The 26,206-nt window shown below is 68.8% G+C and carries 21 protein-coding genes; all 21 read left to right on the plus strand.

Annotated elements, in window-relative coordinates; genetic code table 11:
* The 21 genes from ACSFBM_RS32830 to tssH all read left to right on the plus strand — a co-directional run bounded on the left by ACSFBM_RS32830 (position 1) and on the right by tssH (position 26,203).
* The gene (locus ACSFBM_RS32830; protein WP_435488125.1) at positions 1 to 918 is read left to right on the plus strand and encodes a UPF0280 family protein; all 918 of its coding nucleotides are present in this window, start codon (positions 1 to 3) and stop codon (positions 916 to 918) included.
* A 21-nt stretch (positions 919 to 939) separates the two neighbouring features.
* Entirely contained in the window at positions 940 to 1,581 is a 642-nt protein-coding gene (locus tag ACSFBM_RS32835; protein ID WP_435488126.1) for an amino acid synthesis family protein, read from the plus strand.
* 34 nt (positions 1,582 to 1,615) lie between these two features.
* Positions 1,616 to 2,200: an amino acid synthesis family protein gene (locus ACSFBM_RS32840; protein WP_435488127.1), complete on the plus strand. Its 585-nt coding sequence runs from the start codon at positions 1,616 to 1,618 to the stop codon at positions 2,198 to 2,200.
* 93 nt (positions 2,201 to 2,293) lie between these two features.
* On the plus strand, positions 2,294 to 3,499 hold the full coding sequence (locus tag ACSFBM_RS32845; protein WP_435441470.1) for an ABC transporter substrate-binding protein: 1,206 nt from the start codon (positions 2,294 to 2,296) through the stop codon (positions 3,497 to 3,499).
* A gap of 220 nt (positions 3,500 to 3,719) precedes the next feature.
* Positions 3,720 to 5,651, plus strand: coding sequence for an ABC transporter permease (locus ACSFBM_RS32850; protein ID WP_435488128.1), 1,932 nt, complete (start codon positions 3,720 to 3,722; stop codon positions 5,649 to 5,651).
* Positions 5,648 to 6,487, plus strand: coding sequence for an ABC transporter ATP-binding protein (locus tag ACSFBM_RS32855; protein WP_435488129.1), 840 nt, complete (start codon positions 5,648 to 5,650; stop codon positions 6,485 to 6,487). The genes ACSFBM_RS32850 and ACSFBM_RS32855 overlap by 4 nt, the downstream gene beginning before the upstream one ends.
* On the plus strand, positions 6,484 to 7,218 hold the full coding sequence (locus ACSFBM_RS32860) for an ABC transporter ATP-binding protein (protein ID WP_435488130.1): 735 nt from the start codon (positions 6,484 to 6,486) through the stop codon (positions 7,216 to 7,218). The genes ACSFBM_RS32855 and ACSFBM_RS32860 overlap by 4 nt, the downstream gene beginning before the upstream one ends.
* 27 nt (positions 7,219 to 7,245) lie before the next feature.
* Complete coding sequence (pncA, locus tag ACSFBM_RS32865; protein WP_435488131.1) at positions 7,246 to 7,971, plus strand: bifunctional nicotinamidase/pyrazinamidase; 726 nt, start codon at positions 7,246 to 7,248, stop codon at positions 7,969 to 7,971.
* Between the two features lie 56 nt (positions 7,972 to 8,027).
* The gene (locus tag ACSFBM_RS32870) at positions 8,028 to 9,188 is read left to right on the plus strand and encodes an ABC transporter substrate-binding protein (RefSeq protein ID WP_435488132.1); all 1,161 of its coding nucleotides are present in this window, start codon (positions 8,028 to 8,030) and stop codon (positions 9,186 to 9,188) included.
* The gene (locus tag ACSFBM_RS32875; protein WP_435488133.1) at positions 9,166 to 9,747 is read left to right on the plus strand and encodes a (2Fe-2S)-binding protein; all 582 of its coding nucleotides are present in this window, start codon (positions 9,166 to 9,168) and stop codon (positions 9,745 to 9,747) included. Before ACSFBM_RS32870 ends, ACSFBM_RS32875 begins: the two co-directional genes overlap by 23 nt.
* Positions 9,744 to 13,541 carry a molybdopterin cofactor-binding domain-containing protein gene (locus ACSFBM_RS32880; protein ID WP_435488134.1) on the plus strand — a complete coding sequence of 1,266 codons (3,798 nt, stop codon included), beginning with the start codon at positions 9,744 to 9,746 and terminating at the stop codon, positions 13,539 to 13,541. The genes ACSFBM_RS32875 and ACSFBM_RS32880 overlap by 4 nt, the downstream gene beginning before the upstream one ends.
* 123 nt (positions 13,542 to 13,664) lie before the next feature.
* On the plus strand, positions 13,665 to 14,846 hold the full coding sequence (locus tag ACSFBM_RS32885; RefSeq protein ID WP_435441478.1) for a fumarylacetoacetate hydrolase family protein: 1,182 nt from the start codon (positions 13,665 to 13,667) through the stop codon (positions 14,844 to 14,846).
* A gap of 150 nt (positions 14,847 to 14,996) precedes the next feature.
* Positions 14,997 to 16,094: a type VI secretion system protein TssA gene (gene tssA / locus ACSFBM_RS32890; protein ID WP_435488135.1), complete on the plus strand. Its 1,098-nt coding sequence runs from the start codon at positions 14,997 to 14,999 to the stop codon at positions 16,092 to 16,094.
* Positions 16,095 to 16,181: 87 nt separating this feature from the next.
* Positions 16,182 to 16,760 (plus strand): type VI secretion system contractile sheath small subunit, encoded by a 579-nt coding sequence (gene tssB / locus ACSFBM_RS32895; RefSeq protein ID WP_435488136.1) that lies wholly within the window; start codon positions 16,182 to 16,184, stop codon positions 16,758 to 16,760.
* A gap of 24 nt (positions 16,761 to 16,784) precedes the next feature.
* Positions 16,785 to 18,293 carry a type VI secretion system contractile sheath large subunit gene (tssC, locus tag ACSFBM_RS32900; protein ID WP_435488137.1) on the plus strand — a complete coding sequence of 503 codons (1,509 nt, stop codon included), beginning with the start codon at positions 16,785 to 16,787 and terminating at the stop codon, positions 18,291 to 18,293.
* 47 nt (positions 18,294 to 18,340) lie between these two features.
* The gene (locus ACSFBM_RS32905; RefSeq protein WP_435441482.1) at positions 18,341 to 18,823 is read left to right on the plus strand and encodes an Hcp family type VI secretion system effector; all 483 of its coding nucleotides are present in this window, start codon (positions 18,341 to 18,343) and stop codon (positions 18,821 to 18,823) included.
* A 147-nt stretch (positions 18,824 to 18,970) separates the two neighbouring features.
* Positions 18,971 to 19,834 (plus strand): type VI secretion system accessory protein TagJ, encoded by an 864-nt coding sequence (locus tag ACSFBM_RS32910; RefSeq protein WP_435488138.1) that lies wholly within the window; start codon positions 18,971 to 18,973, stop codon positions 19,832 to 19,834.
* Positions 19,831 to 20,370, plus strand: a complete 540-nt coding sequence (tssE, locus tag ACSFBM_RS32915; RefSeq protein ID WP_435441484.1) for a type VI secretion system baseplate subunit TssE — start codon at positions 19,831 to 19,833, stop codon at positions 20,368 to 20,370. Before ACSFBM_RS32910 ends, tssE begins: the two co-directional genes overlap by 4 nt.
* Positions 20,371 to 22,251, plus strand: coding sequence for a type VI secretion system baseplate subunit TssF (gene tssF, locus ACSFBM_RS32920; protein WP_435488139.1), 1,881 nt, complete (start codon positions 20,371 to 20,373; stop codon positions 22,249 to 22,251).
* A 152-nt stretch (positions 22,252 to 22,403) separates the two neighbouring features.
* Positions 22,404 to 23,456: a type VI secretion system baseplate subunit TssG gene (gene tssG, locus ACSFBM_RS32925; RefSeq protein ID WP_435488175.1), complete on the plus strand. Its 1,053-nt coding sequence runs from the start codon at positions 22,404 to 22,406 to the stop codon at positions 23,454 to 23,456.
* Positions 23,453 to 26,203: a type VI secretion system ATPase TssH gene (gene tssH, locus ACSFBM_RS32930; RefSeq protein WP_435488140.1), complete on the plus strand. Its 2,751-nt coding sequence runs from the start codon at positions 23,453 to 23,455 to the stop codon at positions 26,201 to 26,203. Before tssG ends, tssH begins: the two co-directional genes overlap by 4 nt.
* Positions 26,204 to 26,206: the final 3 nt, after the last annotated feature.

Here is a 26,206-nt window from a genome sequence, read left to right on the forward strand (position 1 = left end):
ATGTCTGCCCAACGCACGGCGCTCGACAAGAACCGCTGGCACTTCAACCACGGCCCGATCGACATCGTGGCCGAGGCGCATGGCGACCCGTACGCCGTTGCGGCCGCGCACGACGCGGCGTGGGCGCGCTTTGGCCATGTGCTCGACGAACTGGTGCGCGAACTGCCGCTGCTGCGCCTGCCCGTCACAGACAGGTTGCGCCCGCGCGGCGTGGTCGCACGCCGCATGTGGGACGCCTGCGCCGCGTTCTCACCGACCTTCATCACGCCGATGGCCGCCGTGGCCGGGTCGGTGGCGCAGGAGCTCATTGCCTTCTACCAGCGTCCCGGCATCGAGCGCGCCTGGATCAACAACGGCGGCGACATCGCGCTGCACCTCGCGCCCGGCCAGTCGGCGCGCGTGGGCGTGTTTTCCGACCTCGCTCGCTTCGACTGGCGCGACCACCTCAGGGATCCCGGCGGCATCCTCACCACCGACGGCCAGTTCGAGCTGCAGGCGGACCAACCGGCGCGCGGCGTGGCCACCAGCGGCTGGCGCGGGCGCAGCTTCTCGCTGGGCATCGCCGACAGCGTGACGGTGCTGGCCCCCACCGCAGCGCAGGCCGACGCGGCCGCCACCGTGATCGCCAACGCCGTCGACGTGGACGACCCGGCCATCGCGCGCCGCCCCGCGAGCGAATGCAAGGACAACAGCGACCTCGGCGACACCCTGGTGACCGTCGACGTGCCCGCGCTGGCCCCCGCGCAGGTGCGCGACGCACTCGATACGGGCGTGGTCTGCGCCAAGGTCCTGCAAAAAGGCGGGCTCGTGTGGGCCGCTCTGCTCGTTTGCCAGGGGCAGTGGCGACTTGTCGAGCCCTTATGCTCCAAGGCGCTCAAGGCAGAGCTGCCAAAGACAGTTGGTTCAGTATTTGCTTAACGAAAAGCAAGGTTCTTTTTCATGATCGAAATACGTCGCGTCTTCACCCATGTCGAGCACATCCACCACGAGTTCGGTCCGCGTGCCGACACGCCGCTGGTGCGCGGTGCCATCGGCGCGGTGCTGACCAATCCCTTCGCCGGCCGCTACGAGGCCGACATCCTGCCCATGATGGCCTTGCTCGATCCCGTGGGCGTCGACATGGCGCACCGGCTGCACGCCGCCATGGACGTGCCGCTCGAGCAGATCGCCTCCTACGGCAAGGGCGCCATCGTCGGCGCCGACGGCGAGCTCGAGCACGGCGCGCTGTGGCACGTGCCCGGCGGCTACGCCATGCGCGAGCTGCTCGGCTGGAAGGGCGATCGCGCCGCGTACACCGCGGGCAAGGCCGAAGCCAAGACGGGGCAGCCCGGCAATGCGCTTTCCATCGTGCCGTCGACCAAGAAGGTCGGTGCGCCCGGCGCCGCGCTCGACGTGCCGCTGACCAACATCAACGCCAGCTACGTGCGCGGCCAGTTCGACGCCATCGAGGTGCGCGTGCCCGGTGCGCCGGCCGCGGACGAGATCGTCTTCATCCTCGCGATGAGCACCGGCTACCGCATCCACGCACGCGTCGGCGGGTTGCTGGCCAAGGACATCAGCAAGTGGGACGGCCTGCGCTGACCCGTACAGAGACAAGACAAGGAACACACAGAACATGACCGCCAACATCCGCAAGCTCGTCATCCAGGTCGACGAAACCCGCAAGGAAATGGGCCGGGACGTATCGCCGCCCACGCGCCGCGCCGTTGCCATTGCCGTCATCGAGAACCCCTACGCCGGGCGCTACAGCGAGAACCTCGACGAGCTCATCGCCATCGGCGAAGAGCTTGGCGCGCTGCTCGGCCAGAAGGCCGTGAAGGCGCTGGGCATCGAGCCCGGCCAGGTGCAGAGCTACGGCAAGGCCGCCATCGTCGGCGAACGCGGCGAGCTCGAGCACGCCGCCGCCATCCTGCATCCCAAGCTCGGCGCGCCGCTGCGCGTGGCGGTAGAGAGGGGCGCGGCGCTCGTGCCCTCGGCCAAGAAGCAGGGCACGCTGGGCACCGCCATCGACGTGCCGCTCGGCCACAAGGACGCTGCCTTCGTGCGCAGCCACTTCGACGCCATCGAGGCCCGCGTGTCCGACGCGCCGCGCGCCAACGAAATCGTGGTGGCCGTGGCCGTCACCGACAGCGGCCGTCCGCTGCCGCGCATCGGCGGCCTGCAGGCCGGCGACATCAAGGGTGAAGACGGCCTGCGCTGAGCCGCCGTTGTCTCGCCTCCATCGCCTCGCCTCCATCTTCTCGCCACCATTCACGCAGTTTCCCTTTCTCTTTCGATCCCAAGGAGTTTCCCCATGAACCCATTGCGTCACGTCTTCAGCGCCGCGGCCCTCGCCACGCTGACCACCGCTCTCGTTCCCGCGCATGCGCAGGGCGTGATCAAGATCGGCGAGGTCAACAGCTACAAGTCGCAGCCTGCCTTCCTCGAGCCCTACAAGAAGGGCATGGAGCTGGCCGTCGAAGAAATCAACGCCAAGGGCGGCGTCAACGGCAAGAAGGTCGAGCTCATCACGCGCGACGACAACGCCAACCCCGGTGACGCCGTGCGCGTGGCCGAAGAACTGGTGGCGCGCGAAAAAATCGACGTGCTGACCGGCACCTTCCTGTCGAACACCGGCCTGGCCGTGGCCGACTTCGCCAAGCAGAAGAAAATTTTCTTCCTGGCCGGCGAACCGCTCACCGACAAGATGACCTGGCAGGGCGGCAACGAATACACCTTCCGCCTGCGCCCCGGCACCTACATGCAGGCCGCCATGCTCGTGCCCGAGGCCGTCAAGCTCAAGAAGAAGCGCTGGGCCGTCGTGTACCCCAACTACGAATACGGCCAGTCGGCCGTGGCCGCGTTCAAGTCGCTGCTGAAGGCCGCGCAGCCCGACGTCGAGTTCGTCGCCGAGCAGGCGCCTCCGCTGGGCAAAGTCGATGCGGGCGCCGTGGCGCAAGCCCTGGCCGACGCCAAGCCCGACGCCATCTTCAACGTGCTGTTCGGTGCCGACCTGTCCAAGTTCGTGCGCGAAGGCAACACCCGCGGTCTCTTCAAGGACCGTGCGGTCGTCAGCGTGCTGACCGGCGAGCCCGAGTACCTCGACCCGCTGAAGGACGAAACGCCCAACGGCTGGATCGTGACCGGCTACCCCTGGTACGGCATCCAGACGCCCGAGCACAAGGCCTTCTTCCTCGCGTACCACGAGAAGTACAAGGACTATCCGCGCCTGGGCTCGGTGGTCGGCTACAGCATGATCAAGTCGGTCGCGGCCGGCATCGCCAAGGCCAAGGGCACCGAAACGCCCAAGCTCGTGGCCGCCTTCAAGGGCCTGCAGGTCGACACGCCGTTCGGCAAGATCAGCTACCGCGCCGAAGACCACCAGTCCACCATGGGCGCCTTCGTCGGCAAGACGAAGAACGACAACGGCAAGGGCGTGATGGTCGACTACACCTACTTCGACGGCGCCAAGTTCCAGCCCACCGCCGCCGACGTGAAAAAGTCGCGCGCTGCAGACTGATCGGCTCGCCCCCAGGCTGCGCGCACTTCGTGTCGCTTCTCCAACCCCCTGCCGGGGGCAACACCAGAGGCCCGGCAAAGCCGGTTCCTCGGTGTTCCTGGTATGACTCCCTCCCCTTCCGGGGGAGGGTTGGGGTGGGGGCACGACGGCGCCAACCGCGAGGGCCGCACTGAATGCGGATGCTCCCCATGATTGAAAACTGCCACCAAAAGGCCTTCGGATGAGTCTTTCGTCACTGCTGCTGCAGTTCCTCACCGGGCTGTCGTCGGCTTCGTCGCTGTTCCTCGTGGGGGCCGGCCTTTCGTTGATCTTCGGCGTCACGCGCATCGTCAACTTTGCGCACGGCTCCTTCTTCATGGTCGGCATCTATGTCGCTTACACGCTGGCCGAGAAGCTCGGCGGCGGTGTCGGCTTCTGGTCGGCGCTGGTGATCGCGGCCGTCGCGGTCGGCGTGCTGGGCGCGCTGATCGAGATGGTGCTGCTGCGCCGCATCTACAAATCGCCGGAGCTGTTCCAGCTGCTGGCCACCTTCGCACTCGTGCTCGTCATCAAGGACGCGGTGCTCTACCTGTGGGGCCCTGACGAACTGCTCGGCCCGCGCGCGCCGGGCCTGTCGGGCTCGGTCGAAATCCTGGGGCGGCAGTTCCCGACCTACGACCTGTTCCTGATCGTCGTCGGCCCGGTCGTGCTCGGCCTCATGTGGCTGCTGCTCACGCGCACCCGCTGGGGCACGCTGGTGCGCGCCGCCACACAAGACCGGGAGATGGTCAGCGCGCTGGGCGTCAACCAGGCCTGGCTCTTCACGGCCGTGTTCGCGCTGGGCGCCATGCTCGCGGGCCTGGGCGGCGCGCTGCAGCTGCCGCGCGAACCGGCCACGCTGGCCATGGACCTCAACACCATCGGCGCGGCCTTCGTGGTCGTGGTGGTGGGCGGCATGGGCTCGATTCCGGGCGCCTATGCGGCGGCCCTGCTGCTGTCCGAGATCAAGGCCGTGTGCATCTGGCTCGGCGTGGTCGACATCTTCGGCTACAGCGTGTCGTTCTCCAAGCTCACGCTGGTGGTCGACTTCATCGTGATGGCCGTGGTGCTGGTGTGGCGTCCGTGGGGCCTGTTCGGCCGTCCGCAGGCACCCAGCCGCTACGTGGGCATGGCCGAGGAGCCGCTGCGCCGCGCGAGCAAGGGCTACCTGTGGCTGGTCGCCGCGCTCGGCGTGGTGCTCATGGCCATGCCGCTGCTCACCGCCGATTCGCCCTACACCACGGTGCTGATGATCGACCTGCTCATCGCCGCGCTGTTCGCCGCGAGCCTGCACTTCATCATGGGCCCGGCCGGCATGCACTCGTTCGGGCATGCCGCGTACTTCGGGCTGGGGGCCTATGGCGCCGCGCTGCTGGTGCGCGCGAGTGGCCTGCCGATGGAGGCCGCGCTCATCGTGGCCCCGCTGGTGGCGGCCGCCGGCGCGCTGGTCTACGGCTGGTTCGCGGTGCGGCTGTCGGGCGTGTACCTGGCCATGCTCACGCTGGCCTTCGCGCAGATCACCTGGGCCGTCGTCTACCAGTGGGACTCGTTCACCGGCGGCAGCAACGGCCTCACGGGCGTGTGGCCTTCGGAGTGGCTGTCGGACAAGCGCATGTACTACTGGCTCACGCTGGTGCTCGTGGCCGCGGGCATCCTGATGCTGCGCCGCGTGCTGTTCTCGCCCTTCGGCTATGCGCTGCGCGCGGGCCGCGACTCGGTGCTGCGCGCCGACGCCATCGGCATCGACGTCAAGCGCATGCAGTGGACAGCCTTCGTCATCGCGGGCACCGCAGCCGGCCTGGCCGGCGCGCTCTACGCCTTCTCCAAGGGCAGCATCTCGCCCGAGAGCCTGAGCGTGGACAAGTCGGTCGACGGCCTGGTGATGGTGCTGCTGGGCGGCATCCAGACGCTGGCCGGGCCGGTGGTGGGTGCCGTCACCTTCAGCTGGCTGCACGACACCGTGGCGCGCAACACCGACTACTGGCGCGCGACGCTCGGCGCCATCATCCTGATCCTGGTGCTGCTGTTCCCGCAGGGCATTGCAGGTTTCGCCAAGCAACTGACCGACAAGCTGATGCGCCGCGGCAAGGCCGATGCGCCTGCCGCCGCCGAGGTGAAGGAGGCCAAGGCATGAGCACCCCGCACACTTCCACCACGGCCCCGACCACCCCCCTGCTCAAGGTCGAGAACCTCGGCAAGTCCTTTGGCGGCGTGAAAGCCGTCGACGGCATCAGCTTCGAGCTGCATGCCGGCGAACTGCTTGCCCTCATCGGCCCCAACGGCGCCGGCAAGTCCACCACCTTCAACATGGTCAACGGCCAGCTCAAGGCCGACCAGGGCTCGATCGTGTTCGACGGACACGAGCTCGTGGGCCAGAAGCCGCGCGCCATCTGGCGCATGGGCGTGGGCCGCACCTTCCAGATTGCCGAGACCTTCGCCTCGCTCACCGTGGTCGAGAACGTGCAGATGGCCATGCTCTCGCACGACGGCAAGCTGTTCTCCATGTGGCGCCGCGCGGCGGACCACAAGCGCGACGAGGCGCTGGTGCTGCTCGACCAGGTCGGCATGAAGGCCCAGGCCGACCGCCCCTGCAGCGAGCTGGCCTACGGCGACGTCAAGCGCGTGGAGCTGGCCATCGCCATGGCCAACAGCCCGAAGCTGCTGCTGATGGACGAGCCCACCGCCGGCATGGCGCCCAAGGAGCGCAACTCGCTCATGGCGCTGACCAAGGACCTCGTCATCCAGCGCGGCCTGGCCGTGCTGTTCACCGAGCACAGCATGGACGTGGTGTTCGCGTACGCCGACCGCATGATCGTGCTGGCGCGCGGGCGCCTCATCGCGCAGGGCAAGCCGCTGGAAATCCGCGACCACCCGAAGGTGCAGGAGGTGTACTTCGGCAGCGGCAAGACATTCGAAAAAATCGCCGAGAAGGCTGCGGCCGTGTCGGCTGCTCTGGGAGAAACCGCATGAGCGGCGCAGAACTGTTGCTTGAAGCGAAGTCGGTGTGCGCCTGGTATGGCGCCGCGCAAATCCTGTACGACGTCGATCTCGAAGTGCGGCGCGGCGAAGTGGTCGCGCTCATGGGGCGCAACGGCGCGGGCAAGTCGACCACGCTGAAGACGCTGATCGGCATGCTGGCCAAGCGCCGCGGCGCGGTGCGCTTCCTGGGCCACGACATCTCCAGAAGCGAGCCGCATGTGGCCGCGCGGCTGGGCCTGGGCTTCGTGCCCGAAGACCGGCGCGTGTTCACCGACCTCACAGTGACCGAGAACCTCGAGGTGGGCAAGCAGCCCGCGCGCCGCTGGGCCGACGGCACCGACGCGCCGCTGTGGACGCCCGAGCGCCTGTACAAGCTGTTCCCCAACCTCGGCGAAATGCCCAACCGTCCGGGCGGGCGCATGAGCGGCGGCGAGCAGCAGATGCTGACCGTGGCGCGCACGCTGATGGGCAACCCGTACCTGGTGCTGCTCGACGAACCTTCCGAGGGCGTGGCCCCGGTGATCGTCGAGCAGATGGCCAACATGATCCTCGAGCTCAAGTCGCAGGGCGTGAGCATCCTGCTGTCCGAGCAGAACATGCACTTCGCCGAACTCGTGTCCGACCGGGCCTATGTGCTCGAGAAAGGGCAGATCCGCTACCAGGCCACGATGGCCGAGCTCGCGGCCAACGACGAAGTACGCCGCGCCTACCTCAGCGTCTGAGTTTTCTTCAACCCCGGAGTCCACGCCATGCATCGCAGAACCCTCGTGAAATCCGCCGCCGCCCTCGGGTTGGCCAGCGGCCTCGGCAGTTTCGGTTTCAACGCCTTCGCCGCCGGCAAGGTCAAGCCCGGTGCCAAGGCGGCGCTGATCGTGGTCGACGTGCAGAACTGCTTTCTCGACGGCGGCACGCTGGCGGTGAAGGGCGGCAACGAGGTCATTCCGGTCATCAACGCGCTGGCGCCGGCATTCGAGAACATCGTGGTCACGCAAGACTGGCACACGGCGGGCCATGCGTCCTTCGCCAGTACCTACAGCGGCAAGAAGCCCTTCGAGACCACCAAGCTCAGCTACGGCACGCAGGTGCTGTGGCCCGACCACTGCGTGCAGGGCACGGACGACGCCGCGCTCGGCAAGGAGCTGAAGGTGCCGACCGCGCAACTCATCATTCGCAAGGGCTTCCACAAGGACATGGACAGCTACTCGGCCTTCGAGGAAGCCGACCACAAGACGGCCACGGGTCTCGCCGGCTACCTGAAGGCGCGCGGCATCAAGACCGTGTTCGTCACCGGCCTGGCCACCGACTTCTGCGTGGCCTGGACCGCCATGGACGCCCGCAAGGCCGGCTTCGACGCCTACGTGATCGAAGACGCCACGCGCGGCATCGACCTCAACGGCTCGCTGGCCGCGGCCTGGAAGCAGATGACGGCCAAGGGCGTCAAGCGCATCCAGTCCGCCGACATCCAGGTCGCCTGAGCGCAGCCGCTCGCGACCTCCCGCACGACCAACCCCCACTGCGAGACCCCCGACGCATGAAGCTCTCGATCTCAAGGCGCGCCATGCTGGCGGGCAGCGCAGCCCTGGCCCTCGGCCCCGGTCTCCTGCGCCCGGCACGCGCGGACAACGGCGTGAGCGACACCACCATCCGCATCGGCCAGTCGGCCGTGTTCAGCGGACCGGCCAAGGACTTCGGCGTGGACTACCGCGCCGGCATCAAGCTGTACTTCGACCGGGTCAACAAGGCGGGCGGCGTGAACGGCCGCAAGATCGAACTCATCACCTACGACGACGCCTACGACCCCGCGAAGACGGCCGTCAACACCGCGAAGCTGATCGACGAGGACAAGGTCTTCGCGCTCACCGGCTATGTGGCCACCGGCAACCTCGCGGCCGCGATGCCGCTGGCCGAAAAGGCCGGCGTGCCGATGTTCGCGCCGCTGGTGGGCACCAGCTCGTTCCGCACCAAGACCAACCGCTACCTGTTCCACGTGCGCGCGGGCTACGACCTGGAACTGCGCAAGATCATCAGCCACCTGTCGACCATCGGCATCCAGTCGATCGCGGTGGTCTACCAGGACAGCGCCTTCGGCAAGTCGAACCTCGTCACCTGCGAGGAGCTGGCGGCCGACTACAAGGTGAAGGTGCTCAAGACCTTGCCCTTGGCCATTGCGGCCGAAGACGCGAAGACCGTGGTCGCCGGCCTCGCGGAGGCCAAGCCCGGCGCGGTCGTGATGATCATGGCCGGGCGCATGGTCGAGGTGTTCATGCGCGACTACCGCGCGAGCGCGGGCGGTGCGCCGCTTTACACGCTCTCGGTCGGCATCACCGACGCGGCCGGTTCCGCCAAGCGGCTCGACGGCAAGCTCGCAGGCCTGGTCACGGCCAGCATCGTGCCGCCGCCCCAGGCGCTGCGCGTGCCCATCGTGGCCGACTACCAGCGCGACCGCGCGGAGTTCGGCGAAAAGATCGACAGCTACACCGCGCTGGAGGGCTACATCGTGGCGCGCGTGATGGTCGAGGGCCTGCGCCGCGCGGGCAAGGCGCTCACGCACGACAGTTTCATCGCCGGGCTCGAGAGCATCGGCAGCACGCGCCTGGGCGACTTCCCCGTCGAGTACAGCGCGAAGAACCACAACGGCTCGACCTTCGTGGACCTGGAGATGTACACCCGTGACGGCCAGTTGCGGCGCTGAGCCGCTGCAGCTGCGGGTCAACGGCCAGGCCTGTTCGTTGCCGGGCGTGCCGCGCGAGGCCTCGCTGCTGCACCTGCTGCGCAACGACCTGGGGCTGAACGGCCCCAAGTACGGTTGCGGGCTGGGGCAGTGCGGCGCGTGCACGGTGCACGTCGACGGCGTGGCCGCGCGCGCCTGCGTGATTCCCGCGCACGGCGTGGCGGGCCGCGCGATCACCACGCTCGAAGGGCTGGGGGATGCGACCCCCACGCTCGGCACTTTCGTGTCCTCGCTGCCCCCCGAGGGGGCTGCCGCGCCTTGGGGCGGCCCGGCGCCGCGGCGCGGCAACTGGCACCCGGTGCAGGCCGCGTTCGAGGACGCGCAGGCCGCGCAGTGCGGCTACTGCCTGAACGGCATGGTCATGCAGGCAGCGGCCTTGCTGGCGCGCGAACCGGACGCGAACGAGGCGCGCATCCGCGCCGAGCTGTCGGGCAACCTGTGCCGCTGCGGCACGCACATCGAAATTCTCGATGCGGTGCAGCGCGCGGCGGTGCGCATGCGCGCCCCTTCCAACCCATGACCCGCCGCGCCGATCTGCCGCAAACCCGCGCCGAATTCCTGTCGGCCGACGGCGTGCTGCTCGTCGTGCGCGAGGCCCCGCCTGCGCCGCCGCCCGCCAAGGGCCAGCCCGCGCTGATCGCAGGCAACCCCATCGAGGGCGACGAGGTGCTGCTCGCCGTGTGGGACGACGGCAGCGCCTCCGCGCTCAACGGCCACGTCGACCTGGGCACCGGCATCCAGACCGCGCTCGGGCAGATCGTGGCCGAGGAGCTCGACCTCGGCATGCCCTGTGTGCGCGTGATGCTCGGCGACACCGCGCGCGCGCCCAACCAGGGCGCGACCATCGCGAGCGCGTCGATCCAGATCCATGCGCAGCCGTTGCGCCTGGCCGCCGCGCAGGCGCGTGCCTGGCTGTTCGCGCGCGCGGCCGAGCGGCTCGGCGTGGCCGCCGAGGCACTGCAGGTGCGCAACGGCGTGGTGCGCGTCGCCGAAGCGCCGGACCACCAGGCCAGCTATGGCGAGCTCGTGGCCGGCCAGCGCACCGTGCTGCGGCTCGACCCGACGGCGACACCGAAGGACCCGGCCGACTACCGCGTGGTCGGCACGCGGCAGGCGCGCGTCGACATCCCGGCCAAGCTGGCCGGCGAGCTCGTCTTCGTGCACGACATGCGCGTGCCCGGCATGCTGCACGGCCGCGTGGTGCGTCCGCCGTACGCGGGCGCGGACCACGGCGAATTCATCGGCAACACGCTCGAAGCGGTGGACGCGTCGTCCATCGCGCACATTCCCGGCATCCGCGCCGTGGTCGTCATCCGCGACTTCGTCGGCATCGTGGCCGAGCGCGAGGAGCACGCCGAGCAGGCGCTGCGCGAACTGCGCGTCACCTGGAAGCCGTGGCCCGGCATGCCCGACCTGAGCGACGTGGCGCAGGCCCTGCGCGACAACCCCTCGACGCAGCGCCTGCTGGTCGACGAGGGCGATGTCGACGGTGCCATGGCTGCCGCGGCCCAGCCGATGCAGCGAACGTATGTGTGGCCGTACCAGATGCATGCGTCCATCGGCCCGTCGTGCGCGCTGGCCGAGTGGCTGCCCGACGATGGCCGCGCGGCCCCCTCGGGGGGCAGCGACCCACACGCAGTGGGGGAGAGTGGGGGCATCGTCCTTCGTTGCTGGGCCGGCTCACAGAACCCGCACGTGCTGCGCGCCGACCTCGCCAAGCTCATGGGCGTGCAAGACGTGCAGGTCGACGTGGTCCGCATGGAGGCCGCGGGCTGCTACGGCCGCAACGGCGCCGACGACGTGGCCGCCGACGCGGCGCTGCTCGCGCGCGCAGTCGGCGCGCCGGTGCGCGTGCAGCTCACACGCGAACAGGAGCATGCCTGGGAGCCCAAGGGCGCCGCGCAGCTCATGGAGATCGACGGCGGCCTGACGGCCGACGGCCGCGTCGCCGCCTACGACTTCGAGACCTCGTACCCGTCGAACGGCGCCCCCACGCTGGCGCTGCTGCTCACCCGCACCATCGAGCCGGTGGCGCAGGCCTACGAGATGGGCGACCGCACCGCGCGCCCGCCCTACAGCTACGACAACCTGCGCGTGAAGGTGAACGACATGGCGCCCATCGTGCGCGCCTCGTGGCTGCGCGGCGTGTCGGCGCTGCCGAGTTCGTTCGCGCACGAGTCGTACATCGACGAGCTGGCCACGGCCGCGGGCGTGGACCCGGTGCAGTTCCGCCTGCGCTACCTGCAGGACCCGCGTGCGGTCGAACTGGTGCAGGCCACGGCGCAGAAGGCCGGCTGGCGCATGCGCACCGGGCCGCAGGAGCACGCCGACGGCGGGCTGGGCGAGGGCGGCGACATCCTCTTCGGCCAGGGCTTTGCCTATGCGCGCTACATCCACAGCAAGTGGCCGGGCTTCGGCGCGGCGTGGGCCGCGTGGGTGGCCGACGTCGAGGTCAACCGCAAGACCGGCGAGGTGCATGTGCGCCGCGTGGTGGTGGGGCACGACGCGGGGTTGATGATCAACCCGGCGGGGGTCGAGCACCAGATCCACGGCAACGTGATCCAGACCACGAGCCGGGCGTTGAAGGAGCGGGTGCAGTTCGCGCCGCAGCAGCCGCAGCAGCAAGCGGAAGGCGGTGCGCAATTGCCGGGCGTGCTGCCCTCGGGCGTGGTCGCGAGCCGCGAGTGGGGCAGCTACCCGATCATCAATTTCCGCGAAGTGCCGGTGATCGAGGTGATGCACATGCCCCGGCCCGGCGAGCCTTCTCTGGGGGCGGGCGAGTCGTCGTCGGTGCCGGGCACGGCGGCCATTGCGAATGCGATCTTCGATGCGACGGGGGTGCGGTTCCGCTCGCCGCCGTTCACGCCGGAGACGGTGCTGGCGGAGCTGAACCGGGGCTTGCTCCCTCCCCCTCCGGGGGAGGGCGGGGGTGGGGGCCTGCGGCGCTCGAACGGTGATGCCGTCGTGCCCCCATCCCAGCCTTCCCCCGGAAGGGGAAGGAGCAATGCACCTTGGCCGTCGCGCAAGGGCGTGTGGGCCACAGGCGCTGCACTCGTCGTCGGCGGCCTCGGCGTCATCGCGGGCCTGCTCGGCTGGCGCTCCGCCATCGCGCCGGTGTCGCTCACCGCGCCGGTCTACAGCCAGTCCACCATCGAGCGCGGGCGCGTGCTCGCCGCGGCGGGCGACTGCGCCGTGTGCCATACCGCGCCCGGCGGAGCCGTCAACGCCGGCGGCCGCGCGATGGACACGCCCTTCGGCACGCTCTACACCACCAACCTCACGCCCGATGCCGACACGGGCCTGGGCCGCTGGTCGTTCAGCGCCTTCCAGCGCGCGATGCGCGAAGGCGTCTCGCGCGACGGGCACTACCTGTACCCCGCCTTCCCCTACACGGCCTTCGCCAGGACCAGCGACGACGACCTGCAGGCGCTCTACGCCTACTTCATGTCGATGCCCGCGGTGCGCGCGGAAACGCCGAAGTCCGAACTCAAGTTCCCGTTCAGCATGCGGCCCCTGATGGCCGGCTGGAATGCGCTCTTCCACGATCCCGCGCCGATGCAGCCCGTGGCCACGCAAAGCGCCGAGTGGAACCGCGGGGCCTACCTCGTCAACGGCCTGGGCCATTGCGGCGCCTGCCACACGCCGCGCAATGCCCTGGGTGCGGAGCAGGGCGGCAGCGCGTTCCTGTCGGGTGCGATGGTCGACGGCTGGGAGGCGCCTGCGCTCACGCAGCTGTCGAAGTCCGCCGTGCCGTGGGACGCCGACGCGCTGTACCGCTACCTGCGCCATGGCCACGCGCCAGGCCATGGCATCGCCGGCGGGCCGATGGCCGAGGTGGTGCGCGAGCTGCAACAGGTGCCCGACGAAGACGTGCGCGCCATGGCCACGTACCTCGGTTCGTTCAACCCCGCACCGGCCGCCGACCCGAAGGCCGTGGCGCAGCAAGCGGTGGACAACGCCGCACGCACCCAAGGCCAGCTGCTCGGCCCCGCGCAGCGCATGTTCGACAGCGCCTGCGCGTCCTGCCATCACGACGGCAACGGTCCCACGCTGCTGGGCGTGAACACGCCGCTCGCGCTCAACAGCAACCTCACGAGCGTGAAACCCGACAACCTGCTGCGCACCATCCTCGACGGCGTGCGCGAGCCCGCAACGCGCGACATCGGCTTCATGCCGGCGTTCCGCGAGGCGCTCGACGACCGGCAGATCGCGGAGCTGGCCGGCTACATGCGCGCGCGCTTCGCGCCGCAGGAGCCGGCCTGGAAGAACCTGCCGGCCGAGGTGGCTCGCGTGCGGGCCAACCCCGGGCACTGACCGGGGCGCTGACAGGGGCGCTGACAGGGGTACGGGCAGCAAGAAGAAGCGCTGGCGAAGGCCGTCCCCGCGAATGCGCCGCTACGATGCCACGTAGCGCACCCATTCACGGAGACAAACGCCATGCCATTGAATCTTTCGACTTCTTCCAGCCTGCCCCGCGACGCCGAGCGCGCCACCCTTGTCGGGCGCCTGTGGCAACCCGGCGTGGGCCCGGTGCTGGTGGCCGTGCACGACGGCGGCCTGCACGACCTGTCGAAGCTCGCCCCCACCATGAGCGACCTGCTCGAAGGCGACGAAGCGCCCGCAGAGGCGGTTCGCCGCGCATTGCAGGGCGCACCGCGCATCGCATCGCTGGACGAAGCCATCGCCAACAGCGATGAAACTGCACGCGACACGAACAAGCCCTGGCTGCTCGCCCCCTGCGACCTGCAGGCCATCAAGGCCAGCGGCGTGACCTTCGTCGCGAGCCTGCTGGAACGCGTCATCGAGGAACAGGCGCGCGGCGATGCCTCGCGGGCCGAGGCCACGCGCGCGGCCATCGGCGGCGTGCTGGGCGACAACCTCGCCAACATCGTGCCCGGCTCGCCCGAGGCCATGAAGGTCAAGGAGGTGCTGATCGCCCAAGGCGTGTGGTCGCAGTACCTCGAGGTCGGCATCGGCCCCGACGCCGAGATCTTCACCAAGGCCCCGGTGCTGGCGGCCGTGGGCACGGGCGCCGACGTGGGCATTCACGCGGGCTCGGTGTGGAACAACCCCGAGCCCGAGGTGGTGCTGGCCGTCAACAGCCGCGGAGAAACGCTCGGCGCCGCCTTGGGCAACGACGTCAACCTGCGCGACTTCGAAGGCCGCAGCGCACTGCTGCTGGGCAAGGCCAAGGACAACAACGCCTCGTGCGCCATCGGCCCGTTCATTCGGCTGTTCGATGCGCACTTCGGCATTGCCGACGTGCGCCGCATCACCGTGGCACTGGAAGTGACGGGCCCCGAGGGCTTCACCCTCGAAGGCTCCAGCTCGTTGTCGAAGATCAGCCGCGACCCGCTGGACCTCGTCGCACAGACCATCGGCAAGCACCACGCCTACCCGGACGGCTTCATGTTGTTTCTTGGAACCATGTTCGCGCCGACACAAGATCGTCATGGGCCGGGGCAAGGATTCACCCATGTGGTGGGAGACCGCGTGCGCATCGCCGCACCCGAACTCGGCGCATTGATCAACCGCGTGGTGCATGCGGACCAGGCGCCGCGTTGGACTTTCGGTGTCGGCGCGTTGATGCGCAACTTGGGGCAACGCGGGCTGCTGTAGCCGTTCCGTAGACGTTCTGCGAATTGAATCCAGGGAGCTGTACTCCTTTGTGATTCATTGAGCGGGCATGCCGTCCGTTGTTGTTGACCGCGCTTCGCGTTCCCCTCAAGATAACCAATGTTGACGAACAGTTAACTAAGGGAGAAGAGGTTGTCGCAAAGCGAGATCGAACTATTGCAGTCGGCGGTGGATGGCGCGCGCGCGTGCGGCGAAGACCTCGAATACGACCCTGATTTCCTGGCCCTGCAGCAGTCCACCACGGGCAAGCGCGAGCAGCAGTTCGGCTCGACCATCATCCCCGCGGAACCTCCCGACTGGGCGCGCGTGGAGCGCCTTGCCAGGCAGCTGTGCACCCGCACGCGCGACCTGCGGGTGCTGGTGCCTCTCACACTGGCATGGACCGAGAGCCGCGGATTGCCCGGCTACGTCGAAGGCCTGCAGCTGGTGGACGCCGTGCTGCGCACCTTCTGGAGCGAGGTGCATCCCGTCGTCGCCGACGGCGACTTCGAAGACCCGCTGCCGCGCATGAATGCGCTGGCCGCGCTGGCCGAAGCCGAAGGCCTCGGGCGCAGCGTGCGCGATGCGAAGCTGCTCGACGATGCCGGCACCTCCATGAGCCTGAGGCAGGTCGAGGCCCTGCTCGATTCGAGCAAGACCGACCACCAGATCGACTACCCCGGCGGCATCGGCCGCCTGCGCGACGCGGCACGGCGCGCGCATGAAAAATCGGCGCCACCGGTGGTGGCCCTGCGTGCGGCGCTGGAGCTGCTGCAGCGCATTCGCGAGACCTGCGAGCGTGCCCTGGGCCAGAGCTGGGCACCCGATTTCTCGCGCCTCGAACGTTCGCTGCGCACCGTGATGCAACTGCTGCCGGAGCAGGCGCCGGCCGACATGACGAAAGTCATGGAGGCCCACGCTGGAGCCGATCCGACGGGTGTTGAACTTTCCACTACAGCTGCGCAAAGTACCGCCGCAAGTCAAGCAAATGGCGGTATCGGCCTACGCGCCGCGCTTGTTAAAGATATTGAAATATCCAGTCGTGATGATGTGCAAGTTCTGTTGGAAAAAGCTTGCCGTTACCTGGAGCGTGCGGAGCCCAGCCATCCCGCGCCCATGCTGATACGAAGAGCACAGCGACTTCTGGACCTCAATTTTTTCCAGATCATCGAAGAACTCGTGCCCGAGGGGTTGCAAAAGATAGAGAGCCTTGCGGGGCGACCGTCCAGCGGCGCCGGCAACGCCGAATAGCCGCGCCGCAGGGCCCGTGAAAGGGCGACAGGCGTGGCAGGGAGAGGGGCGCATCCCCCACGCATTTCAGATTCAAGAGGAAGCTTTATGGCAGACAACCGTGTCAGAAACAGTGGTCAGAAGTTCATTTCGCGCAACCGTGCGCCGCGCGTGCAGATCGAGTACGACGTGGAGATCTACGGCAGCGAACGCAAGATCCAGCTGCCCTTCGTGATGGGCGTCATCGCCGACCTCGCGGGCAAGCAGACGGACCCGATGCCCGACCTCGCGGAGCGCGAGTTCATGGCGGTGGACATCGACAACTTCGACGAGCGCATGAAGGCCATCAAGCCGCGCGTGGCCTTCCAGGTGCCCAACACGCTCACGGGCGACGGCCAGATGAACGTGGACATAACCTTCGACAGCATGGACGACTTCTCGCCCGCGCGCATCGCGCGCCAGGTCGATGCGCTGCAGCAGCTGCTGGAAGCGCGCACCGAGCTGTCGAACCTGTTGTCGTACATGGACGGCAAGAACGGCGCGGAGCAGCTCATCGCGCAGGCACTGCAGAACCCGGCGCTGCTGAAGTCGCTGGCTACCGCGCCCAACCCGGCCGTGGCCAAGGCGGTGGAAGCCGCGAACGAGAAGTCGGGCACGCCCGGCAACCCCGGTACCTCTTCAGAGTAAGCGCGAGCAGCAAGGACAGCCACCATGAGCACCGCACCCCAAAAGACCGCCGCGCAGGCGCAGGCCACCATCGAGGCGCTTGCGCCCAACGAGTTCTCCGACCTGCTGCAGCGCGAGTTCAAGCCCAAGACCGACCAGGCCCGCGAGGCGGTGGAGAACGCCGTCAAGACGCTGGCCGTGCAGGCGCTGGAGAACACGGTCACCATCTCCAACGACGCCTATCGCTCGGTGCAGGCCATCATCACCGAGATCGACCGCAAGCTCTCCGAGCAGATCAACCAGATCCTGCACCACGAGGAGTTCCAGCAGCTCGAGGGCGCATGGCGCGGCCTGCACTACCTGGTGAACAACACCGAGACCGACGAGCAGCTCAAGATCCGCGTGATGTGCGCGTCCAAGCGCGAAGTGGCGCGCTCGCTCAAGCGCCACAAGGGCATCGGCTGGGACCAGAGCCCGCTGTTCAAGAAGATCTACGAGGCCGAGTACGGCCAGTTCGGCGGCGAGCCCTTCGGCGCGCTCATCGGCGACTTCCACTTCGACCACAGCCCGCCCGACGTCGAGATGCTCGGCGAGATGGCCAAGATCGCCGCGGCCGCGCACTGCCCCTTCATTGCGGGCGCATCGCCCACTGTGATGCAGATGGACTCGTGGCAGGAGCTGTCGAACCCGCGCGACCTGACCAAGATCTTCCAGAACACCGAGCACACCGCCTGGCGCTCGCTGCGCGATTCGGAAGACGCGCGCTACATCGGCCTGGCCATGCCGCGCTTCCTGGCGCGCCTGCCCTACGGTGCGCGCACCAACCCGGTCGACGAGTTCGAGTTCGAGGAAGAGACCGACTCGGCCGCGCACAACCGCTACACCTGGGCCAACTCGGCCTACGCCATGGGCGTGAACATCAACCGCTCGTTCAAGCAGTACGGCTGGTGCACCTCCATCCGTGGCGTGGAGTCGGGCGGCGCGGTGGAGAACCTGCCCACGCACACCTTCCCCACCGATGACGGCGGCGTGGACATGAAGTGCCCGACCGAGATCGCCATCAGCGACCGGCGCGAGGCCGAGCTCGCCAAGAACGGCTTCATGCCGCTGGTGCACCGCAAGAACTCCGACTTCGCGGCCTTCATCGGCGCCCAGTCGCTGCAGCTGCCGGCCGAGTACTACGACGCCGACGCCACGGCCAACGCCAACCTGGCCGCACGCCTGCCGTACCTGTTTGCCTGCTGCCGTTTCGCGCACTACCTGAAGTGCATCGTGCGCGACAAGATCGGCTCGTTCCGCGAACGCGAGGACATGGAGCGCTGGCTGAACGACTGGATCATGAACTACGTCGACGGCAGCCCCGGCACCTCGTCGCAGGACACCAAGGCCATGAAGCCGCTGGCCGCGGCCGAGGTTCAGGTCGAAGCCATCGAAGACAACCCGGGCTACTACGCCGCGAAGTTTTTTCTCCGGCCGCACTACCAGCTCGAAGGGCTGACCGTGTCGTTGCGGCTGGTTTCGAAGCTGCCGTCCAACAAGAAGGACAGCAGCTAATTCAACGGTGTCCCGAATCCGGGCGCAAATCACTCTGGGAGTTGACTATGGCAGTAGACATGTTCATGCGCGTCGAAGGCGCAGGCGGTGAATCCAAAGACTCGAATCACAAGGACTGGACCGATATCAAGTCGTTTGCCTGGGGCGCGACGCAGCCTGGAAACATGGTCAGTGGCGGTGGCGGCGGTGTGGGCAAGGCGAGCTTCAACGACCTGCAGGTGCTCGCACGCATCGACAAGGCCGCGCCTGCCGTGCTGAAGAACTGCGCCAGCGGCAAGCACCTGGCAAAGATCGAAGTGTCGGTGTGCAAGGCCGGCGGCGGACAGATCGAATACACGCGCGTCACGCTCGAAGAGGTGCTGGTCACCTCGGTGCAGTACACGGCCGAACAAGGCTCGGACGCCGTGTTCGTGCAGTACAGCTTCCAGGCCGCGAAGGTCAAGCAGCAGTACTGGGAGCAGACCAGCTCCGGCGGCAAGGGCGCCGAGACCGTGCTGGGCTGGAACATCAAGGAAAACAAGGAAGCCTGATTTCCTTGGCCGGTTTCCGGTGATGTGTGCGCGGCCGGTCTGCCCGACCGGTCGCCATGTTTTCTCGACGGCCCGCATGCGCTGCAGGGTCGTCTTTCGCACCGTGGCCTTGCGTGCCACGTGCCAGTCAGTCAGTGAGGACGCTTCATGGGAGATGGCTTTGCAGTGCTCGGCGAACGGTCCGTGGCCGAGCACACCGAATGGGTGCAGCGGCAGATCCGCGCCAGCCCGCAGAACGCCAGCCTGCGCCTCGCGCTGTGCCACTTTCTTGCGCTGCGCGGCGAGTGGCAACGCGCCGAAGACCAGCTCAAGCTGGCCACCAAGCTCGACCCCACCTTCACACCCGCCAGCGTCACCTGCGCGATGGCGCTCGCGGGCGAGCGGCATCGTGCCGAGTTCTGGCGCGGCGCACGCGCGCCGGCCCTGCTCGGGGGCAATGCGGAATGGGTCGAGCAGCTGATCGCCGCGGCCGCGCTGCCGGCCGACCGCGCCGACGAAGCCGCCGCGCTGCGTGACAGCGCGCGGCAGTCCGCACCCGCGCTGCAAGGCGCGCTGACCAGCGTGGACCGCAGCGATTCGCGTGCCGCCCATTCGCTCGATGACGAGCCCGTGGAACGCAGCGGCTTTGCCTGGCTGTGCGACGGCGACGTGCGCATCGGCCCGGTGCTGGAGCTGCTCACGCCCTCGGGCTACGCCTGGCTGCCGTTGACGGAGGCGCGCCGCATCAAGTTCTCGCGCCCGCAGCACCTGGTCGACCTGCTGTGGACGCCCGCGCAGATCGAGCTGCACGACGGCCGCGCGCTCAACGGCCTGGTGCCGGTGCGCTACCCCGGCACGCTGGAAGGACAGGACGACGCCATCACGCTGGGCCGCCGCACCGACTGGCTGCCGCTGGCCGGCGAAGAGCAGTACGCCGGCGTGGGCCAGCGCACGCTGATCAGCGAGGCCGGCGACCATTCGCTGCTCGACGTGCGGCTGATCGAGTTCACGCCGGAGGGCGCCGAGGCATGAGCGCGATGCTGGACACCGACGGCGAGCAGCAGGAAAGCGTTGCACGCGACCGCCTGCAGCCGGTGCTGCTCGACCGCCTGACCGACAAGACGCCGCAGACCCGCCAGGAGCGCGCGGGCGCCTTCCTCATGAGCGGCAAGCTGCTGCGCGACTCGGTGCTGCGCGACCTGCAGTGGCTGCTGAACACCGCCAACTTCGGCGCCGACCACACCATCAACACCATGCCGCGCGCGCGCGGCTCGGTGGTGAACTACGGCGTGCGCGGCTGGGCCGGCGGGCGCATGTCGGAGGTCGACTTCGCCGACGTCGAGGCCGCCATCCGCGCCGCCATCATCGACTTCGAGCCGCGCATCATGAAGGACAGCATCGACGTGCGCTGCGTGACCGATGCGAACGACCTGGAGCACCACAACCTGCTCGCGCTGGAGATCCGCGGCACGCTGTGGTCGGTGCCGTACCCGATCGAGTTCATCCTGCGTTCGGAGCTGGACCTGGAAAGCGGGCACATGGTGCTGCGCCCCACCGGAGGCCTCTGAATGGACGCCAAGCTCCTCGACTACTACAACCGCGAGCTCACCTACATGCACGAGCTCGGGGCCGAGTTCGCGCAGCGCTACCCCAAGATCGCGGGCCGCCTCGGCATGCGCGGCATCGAGGTCAGCGACCCGTACGTGGAGCGCCTGCTCGAAGGCTTCAGCTTTCTCACCGCGCGCATCCAGCTGAAGATGGACGCGGAGTTTCCGCGCTTCTCGCAGCGGCTGCTCGAGGTGGTGTACCCCAACTTCCTCGCGCCGCTGCCCGCCATGGCGGTGGTGCAGATCGACGGCAACCTCAACGAAGGCTCGCTGAAGGCGGGTTACGAGTTGCCGCGCCACACCATCCTGCGCGGCCGCATGATCAAGGGCGAGCAGACGGCCTGCGAGTTCCGCACCGGCCATGCCGTCACGCTGTGGCCCATCCGCATCGCGGAGGCCGGCATCGGCCCGGTGCCGGCGGACATCGGGCATGCCATGCCCATGGTGGCGCGGCAGGCCAGGAGCGCCATCACCCTCAAGCTCGAAGCGGTGGGCGGCGCACGCTTTGCCGACATGCCGCTCGACCGCCTCGAGTTCTTCCTGTCGGGCGCCGAGCTGCATGCGTTGCGCGTGCTGGAACTTGCCGCGCACCACAGCGTGGGCGTGGTGTGCCGCAGCGGCCCCGGCGCATCGGGCGGCACCGCGCGCATCGTGCCGCTGGGCGACGACGCCATCAAGCACGAGGGCTTCGACCCCGAGCAGGCCCTGCTGCCCTACGACGCGCGCTCGTTCCAGGGCTACCGCCTGCTGCACGAGTACTTCGCGTTCCCCGAGCGCTACCTGTTCTTCAGCGTGAACAAGCTGCGCGCGGCGGCCGCGGCCATGGGCGGCACCACGATGGAGATCGTGATCCTGCTCGACCGCGCCGACGCCGACCTCGAACGCGTGGTCGACGCCAAGCATTTCTCGCTGTTCTGCACGCCCATCATCAACCTGGTGCCGCGCCGCAGCGACCGCATTCCGGTGGGGCCGGGCCAGCACGAGCACCATGCGGTGATCGACCGCACGCGGCCGCGCGACTTCGAGATCTTCACGGTGGAGCGCGTCACCGGCCACATGGCCAACGGCTCCGAAGAGCGCGAGTTCCGGCCCTTTCTCGGCTCGTTCGCGGCGGACGACGGTGACTTCGGCGCCTACTTCTCGCTGCGCCGCGAGCCGCGCCTGGTGTCCGACCGCGCCCGCGCGCAGGGCACGCGCACCAGCTACACCGGCAGCGAGGTGTACGTGTCGCTGGTCGACCAGCACGACGCGCCCTTCGCGCACAGCATGCGCCACATCACGCTGGACGCGCTGTGCACCAACCGCGACCTGCCGCTGCTGCTGCCTACCGGGCTGGAGTCGGACTTCACGCTGCGCGTGTCCGCGCCGGTGCGCGCCATCCGCATCCTGCGCGGGCCGTCGCGACCCTACCCGGCGCTGGCCGAAGGCGCGCTCACGTGGCGCCTCATCAGCCACCTGGGCCTGAACTACCTGAGCCTGACCGACGTGGATGCAGCGCAGGGCGCGTCGGCCTTGCGCGAGATGCTCGACCTGTACGGCAACCTCGCCGACCCGGCGGTGCGCCGGCAGATCCAGGGCGTGCGCTCGATGGCGCTGGCACCGGTGTTCCGCCGCCTGCCCGAGCCGGGCCCCATCGTGTTCGGCCGCGGCGTGGAGATTGCGCTGAAGATCGACGAGGTCGCATTCTCCGGCGCGAGCCCGTACCTGTTCGGCGCCGTGCTGGAGCAGTTCTTCAGCCGCCACGTGTCGCTCAATTCGTTCACCGAGTTCGCGCTGTCCAGCCTGCAGCGCGGCGAGATCGCGCGCTGGATTCCGCGCGTGGGACGCCGCCCGGCCGTATGAGCGACACCGGCATCACCGACCGCGCCGAAGGCCTGGAAGGCCGGGAGGGCATCGACAACACGCCGCAGGCCATGCAGAACCCGCAGGCCGTACAGAACCTGCAGACCCTGGAGGTCGTGCAGCCCCTGCAAGCCACGCCGGTGCCGCGCGGCATGCCCGAGCTCGACCCCGAACTGTGGGCCGCGCTGGTCGAGCAGCCCTTCGAGCACGACCTGTTCATGCTGCTGCGCCGGCTCGACGCGCAGGGCGGCCATCCGCTGCTGGGCCGCGCCCCGCGCCCGGCCGACGAGCCGCTGCGGCTGGGGCAGGAACCGTCGATGGCGTTCGCGCCGTCGAACGTGTCGGGCGTCGACGTGGACGGCGACGGCCCGCCGCGCATTTCCATCTACGGCTTCGGCCTGTTCGGCCCCAACGGCCCGCTGCCGCTGCACCTGACGGAGTACGCGCGCGAACGCAAGCGCCACCACGCCGACGACACGCTCAGCGCGTTCGCCGACCTGTTCCATCACCGGCTCATCCTGCTGTTCTACCGGGCCTGGGCCGACGCGCAATCGGTCAACAGCCTGGACCGCCCCGACGGCCACCGCTTCGTCGACTACGTGGCCAGCCTCATGAGCATGGGGCAGCCCGGCCTGCAGGAGCGCGACCGCATTGCCGACCATGCGCGCACCTTCATGGCCGGCCACCTGGTGCGCCAGACGCGCAACCCCGAAGGGCTGATCCAGATCCTCAGGCTGTACTTCGGCGTGCCCGTGCGCGTGGAGGAATTCGTGAGCGACTGGGTGATGCTCGAAGAGCGCGAAGTCAGCCGCCTGGGCCTGTTCGGGCGCAACCACCGGCTGGGCGGCGGTGCCACGCTGGGGCTGGCGGTGCGCGACGCCCAATCCAAGTTCCGCCTGGAGCTCGGGCCCCTCTCGCAGGACCAGTTCCGCGAGTTCCTGCCCGGCAGCAAGCGCCTGCAGCAGGTGGTCGACTGGGTACGCCAGTACATCGGCATCGAGTTCGCCTGGGAGCTGCGCCTGGTGCTCAGGAAGGACGACGCGCACGGCTCCACGCTGGGCGGCAGCCAGCGCCTGGGCTGGGGCAGCTGGCTCGGCACGCGCCTGGCGGACACCGACGCCGGCGACATGGTGTTCCAGCCCGAAGCATTGTTTTCCCGTCACCCATCGGCCGCGCCCGCGGCCCGCCCTGTCAACGCTCTATGACCGACATCCGCCGCGTCTCGCTTTTCTCCAAGCTCAACCCGATGCTCTACAAGGCATTGGAGACCGCCACCGCCTTCGCCAAGCTGCGCGGCAATGCCTACGTGGAGCTGGTGCACTGGCTGCACCAGATCCTGCAGCTGCAGGACAGCGACCTGCGCCGCATCGTCAAGCGCGCGGGGCTGAACCTCGACGCGCTCGAACAGGACGTGGTGCGCGCGCTCGACCGCCTGCCGCACGGCGCCACCTCGATCAGCGACATCTCCGAGCACGTCGACAACGCCGTCGAGCGTGCGTGGGTGTATGCCAGCCTGCGCTTCGAGGCCACCTCGATCCGCGGCGCCTACCTGCTCGCGGGCATCGTCAAGACGCCGGGGCTGCGGCAGGTGCTCTCGGGCATTTCGCGCGAGTTCGACAAGCTGGTGCCCGACGTGCTGGTGGCACAGCTCGCGGCCTGGACCGAAGGCTCGCCCGAAGACGACTTCGACGCCGTGCAGAGCGCGGCTGGCGGTGCCCCTGCGGCCGCGCACCAGGGCGACGCGCCCGCGGCCGGCGGCTCGGCGCTGGCCAAGTACGCGAGCGACCTCACGGCCAAGGCGCGCGCGGGCGAGCTGGACCCGGTGTTCGGCCGCGACGACGAGATCCGCCAGATCATCGACATCCTCATGCGCCGCCGCCAGAACAACCCGCTGCTCACCGGCGAGGCCGGCGTGGGCAAGACAGCGGTGGTCGAGGGGCTGGCCTCGCGGCTGGCCTCGGGCGACGTGCCGCCTTCGCTGAAGGACGTGTCGCTGTGGGTGCTCGACCCCACGCTGCTGCAGGCCGGCGCGGGGGTGAAGGGCGAGTTCGAGCAGCGCCTGCGCCAGGTGATCGACGAGGTCGAGAAAAGCCCGAAACCCATCGTGCTGTTCGTCGACGAGGTGCACACGCTGGTGGGCGCGGGCGGCACGGCCGGCACCGGCGACGCGGCCAACCTGCTCAAGCCGGCGCTTGCACGCGGACGGCTGCGCACCATCGGCGCGACCACCTGGTCGGAGTACAAGAAGTACATCGAGAAAGACCCGGCGCTCACGCGGCGCTTCCAGACCATCCAGGTGCACGAGCCCACCGAGCCCAAGGCGGTGATCATGCTGCGCGGCATCTCGGCTGAGCTGGAGAAGCACCACGGCGTGCTGATCCTCGACGCCGCGCTCGAAGCGGCCGTGAGCCTGTCGCACCGCTACATTCCTGCGCGCCAGTTGCCCGACAAGGCCGTGAGCCTGCTCGACACGGCCTGCGCGCGCGTGGCGCTGAGCCAGCATGCATTGCCTGCCGCGCTGGAAGACCTGCAGCGCCGCATCGAGGTGCTGGGCATCGAGTCGGGCATCGCGGGGCGCGAGGCGGCGATCGGCGTGGGCGCGCACCAGCGTGTCGAAGACATCGCGGCCCAGGTGGCCGCCGCGCAGGCCGAACTCGATCTGCTGGAGCAGCGGCGCGTGGAAGAGAGCACGCTGGTCGAGCGCATCGTGGCGCTGCGCAAGCTGCTGTCGCCCGCGGCGGTGCCGGTGCAGGCCGAAGCCCAAACCGACACCGAAGAGGACGGCGATCCGGTCGGCGAGGCGCCGCAACCGACCGCCGCGGCCGAACGAAGCGAGCCCGCCGAGCCCGAACGCACACCCGAAGAAATTCGCGCCGAACTCAATGCGGCGCAGGACAAGCTCGTGCAACTGCAGGGCGAGTCGCCGCTCATCCTGGCGGCCGTCGACGCGCAGGCCATCGCCACCGTGGTGGCCGACTGGACCGGCATTCCCATCGGCCGCATGGTGCGCGACGACGCGCAGTCGGTGCTGCGCCTGGGCGAGATCCTGTCGGCCCGCGTGGTCGCGCAGCCCGATGCGCTGGAAACCATTTCACGGCGCATCCGCACCGCGCGCGCGCGGCTGGACAACCCGAACAAGCCCGTGGGCGTGTTCCTGCTGTGCGGCCCCTCGGGCGTGGGCAAGACCGAGACGGCGCTGGCGCTGTCCGAAGCGCTGTACGGCGGCGAGCAGAACCTCGTGACCATCAACATGAGCGAGTTCCAGGAGTCGCACACCGTCTCCACGCTCAAGGGCGCGCCGCCGGGCTACGTGGGCTACGGAGAAGGCGGCGTGCTCACCGAGGCCGTGCGCCGCCGGCCCTACAGCGTGGTGCTGCTCGACGAGATCGAGAAGGCCCACACCGACGTGCACGAGATCTTCTTCCAGGTGTTCGACAAGGGCTGGATGGAAGACGGCGAGGGCCGCCACATCGACTTTCGCAACACCGTGATCATCATGACCTCCAACGTCGGCACCGACCTGGTCATGCAGCTGTGCGAAGACCCGAGCCTGCGGCCCGACCCCGAGCCGTTGGCCGCGGCCCTGCGCGAGCCGCTGCTGAAGGTGTTCGCGCCCGCGCTGCTGGGCCGCCTGGTTGTAGTGCCTTATTACCCGTTGCACGCCGAGGCACTGCACCGCATCATTCACCTGCAGCTCGACCGCATCGCAGCGCGGCTGCTGGCGAACCACGGCATCGCGCTGGTCTACGACGACAGCGCCGTCGCGCTGGTGGCCCGCCGCTGCACGGCCATCGAGTCGGGCGGGCGGATGATCGACGCGATCCTCACGCACACCATCCTGCCGCGGCTGAGCGAGGAAGTCATCGGTGCGACGGTCAGTGCGCGCAAGCTTGCGAGCGTGCGGCTGAGCGCGGCCGATGACGATTTCCGCTACGAATTTTCTGAACATTGAGCG

It is taken from the genome of Variovorax pasteuri (assembly GCF_051216435.1).
GTDB lineage: Bacteria > Pseudomonadota > Gammaproteobacteria > Burkholderiales > Burkholderiaceae_C > Variovorax.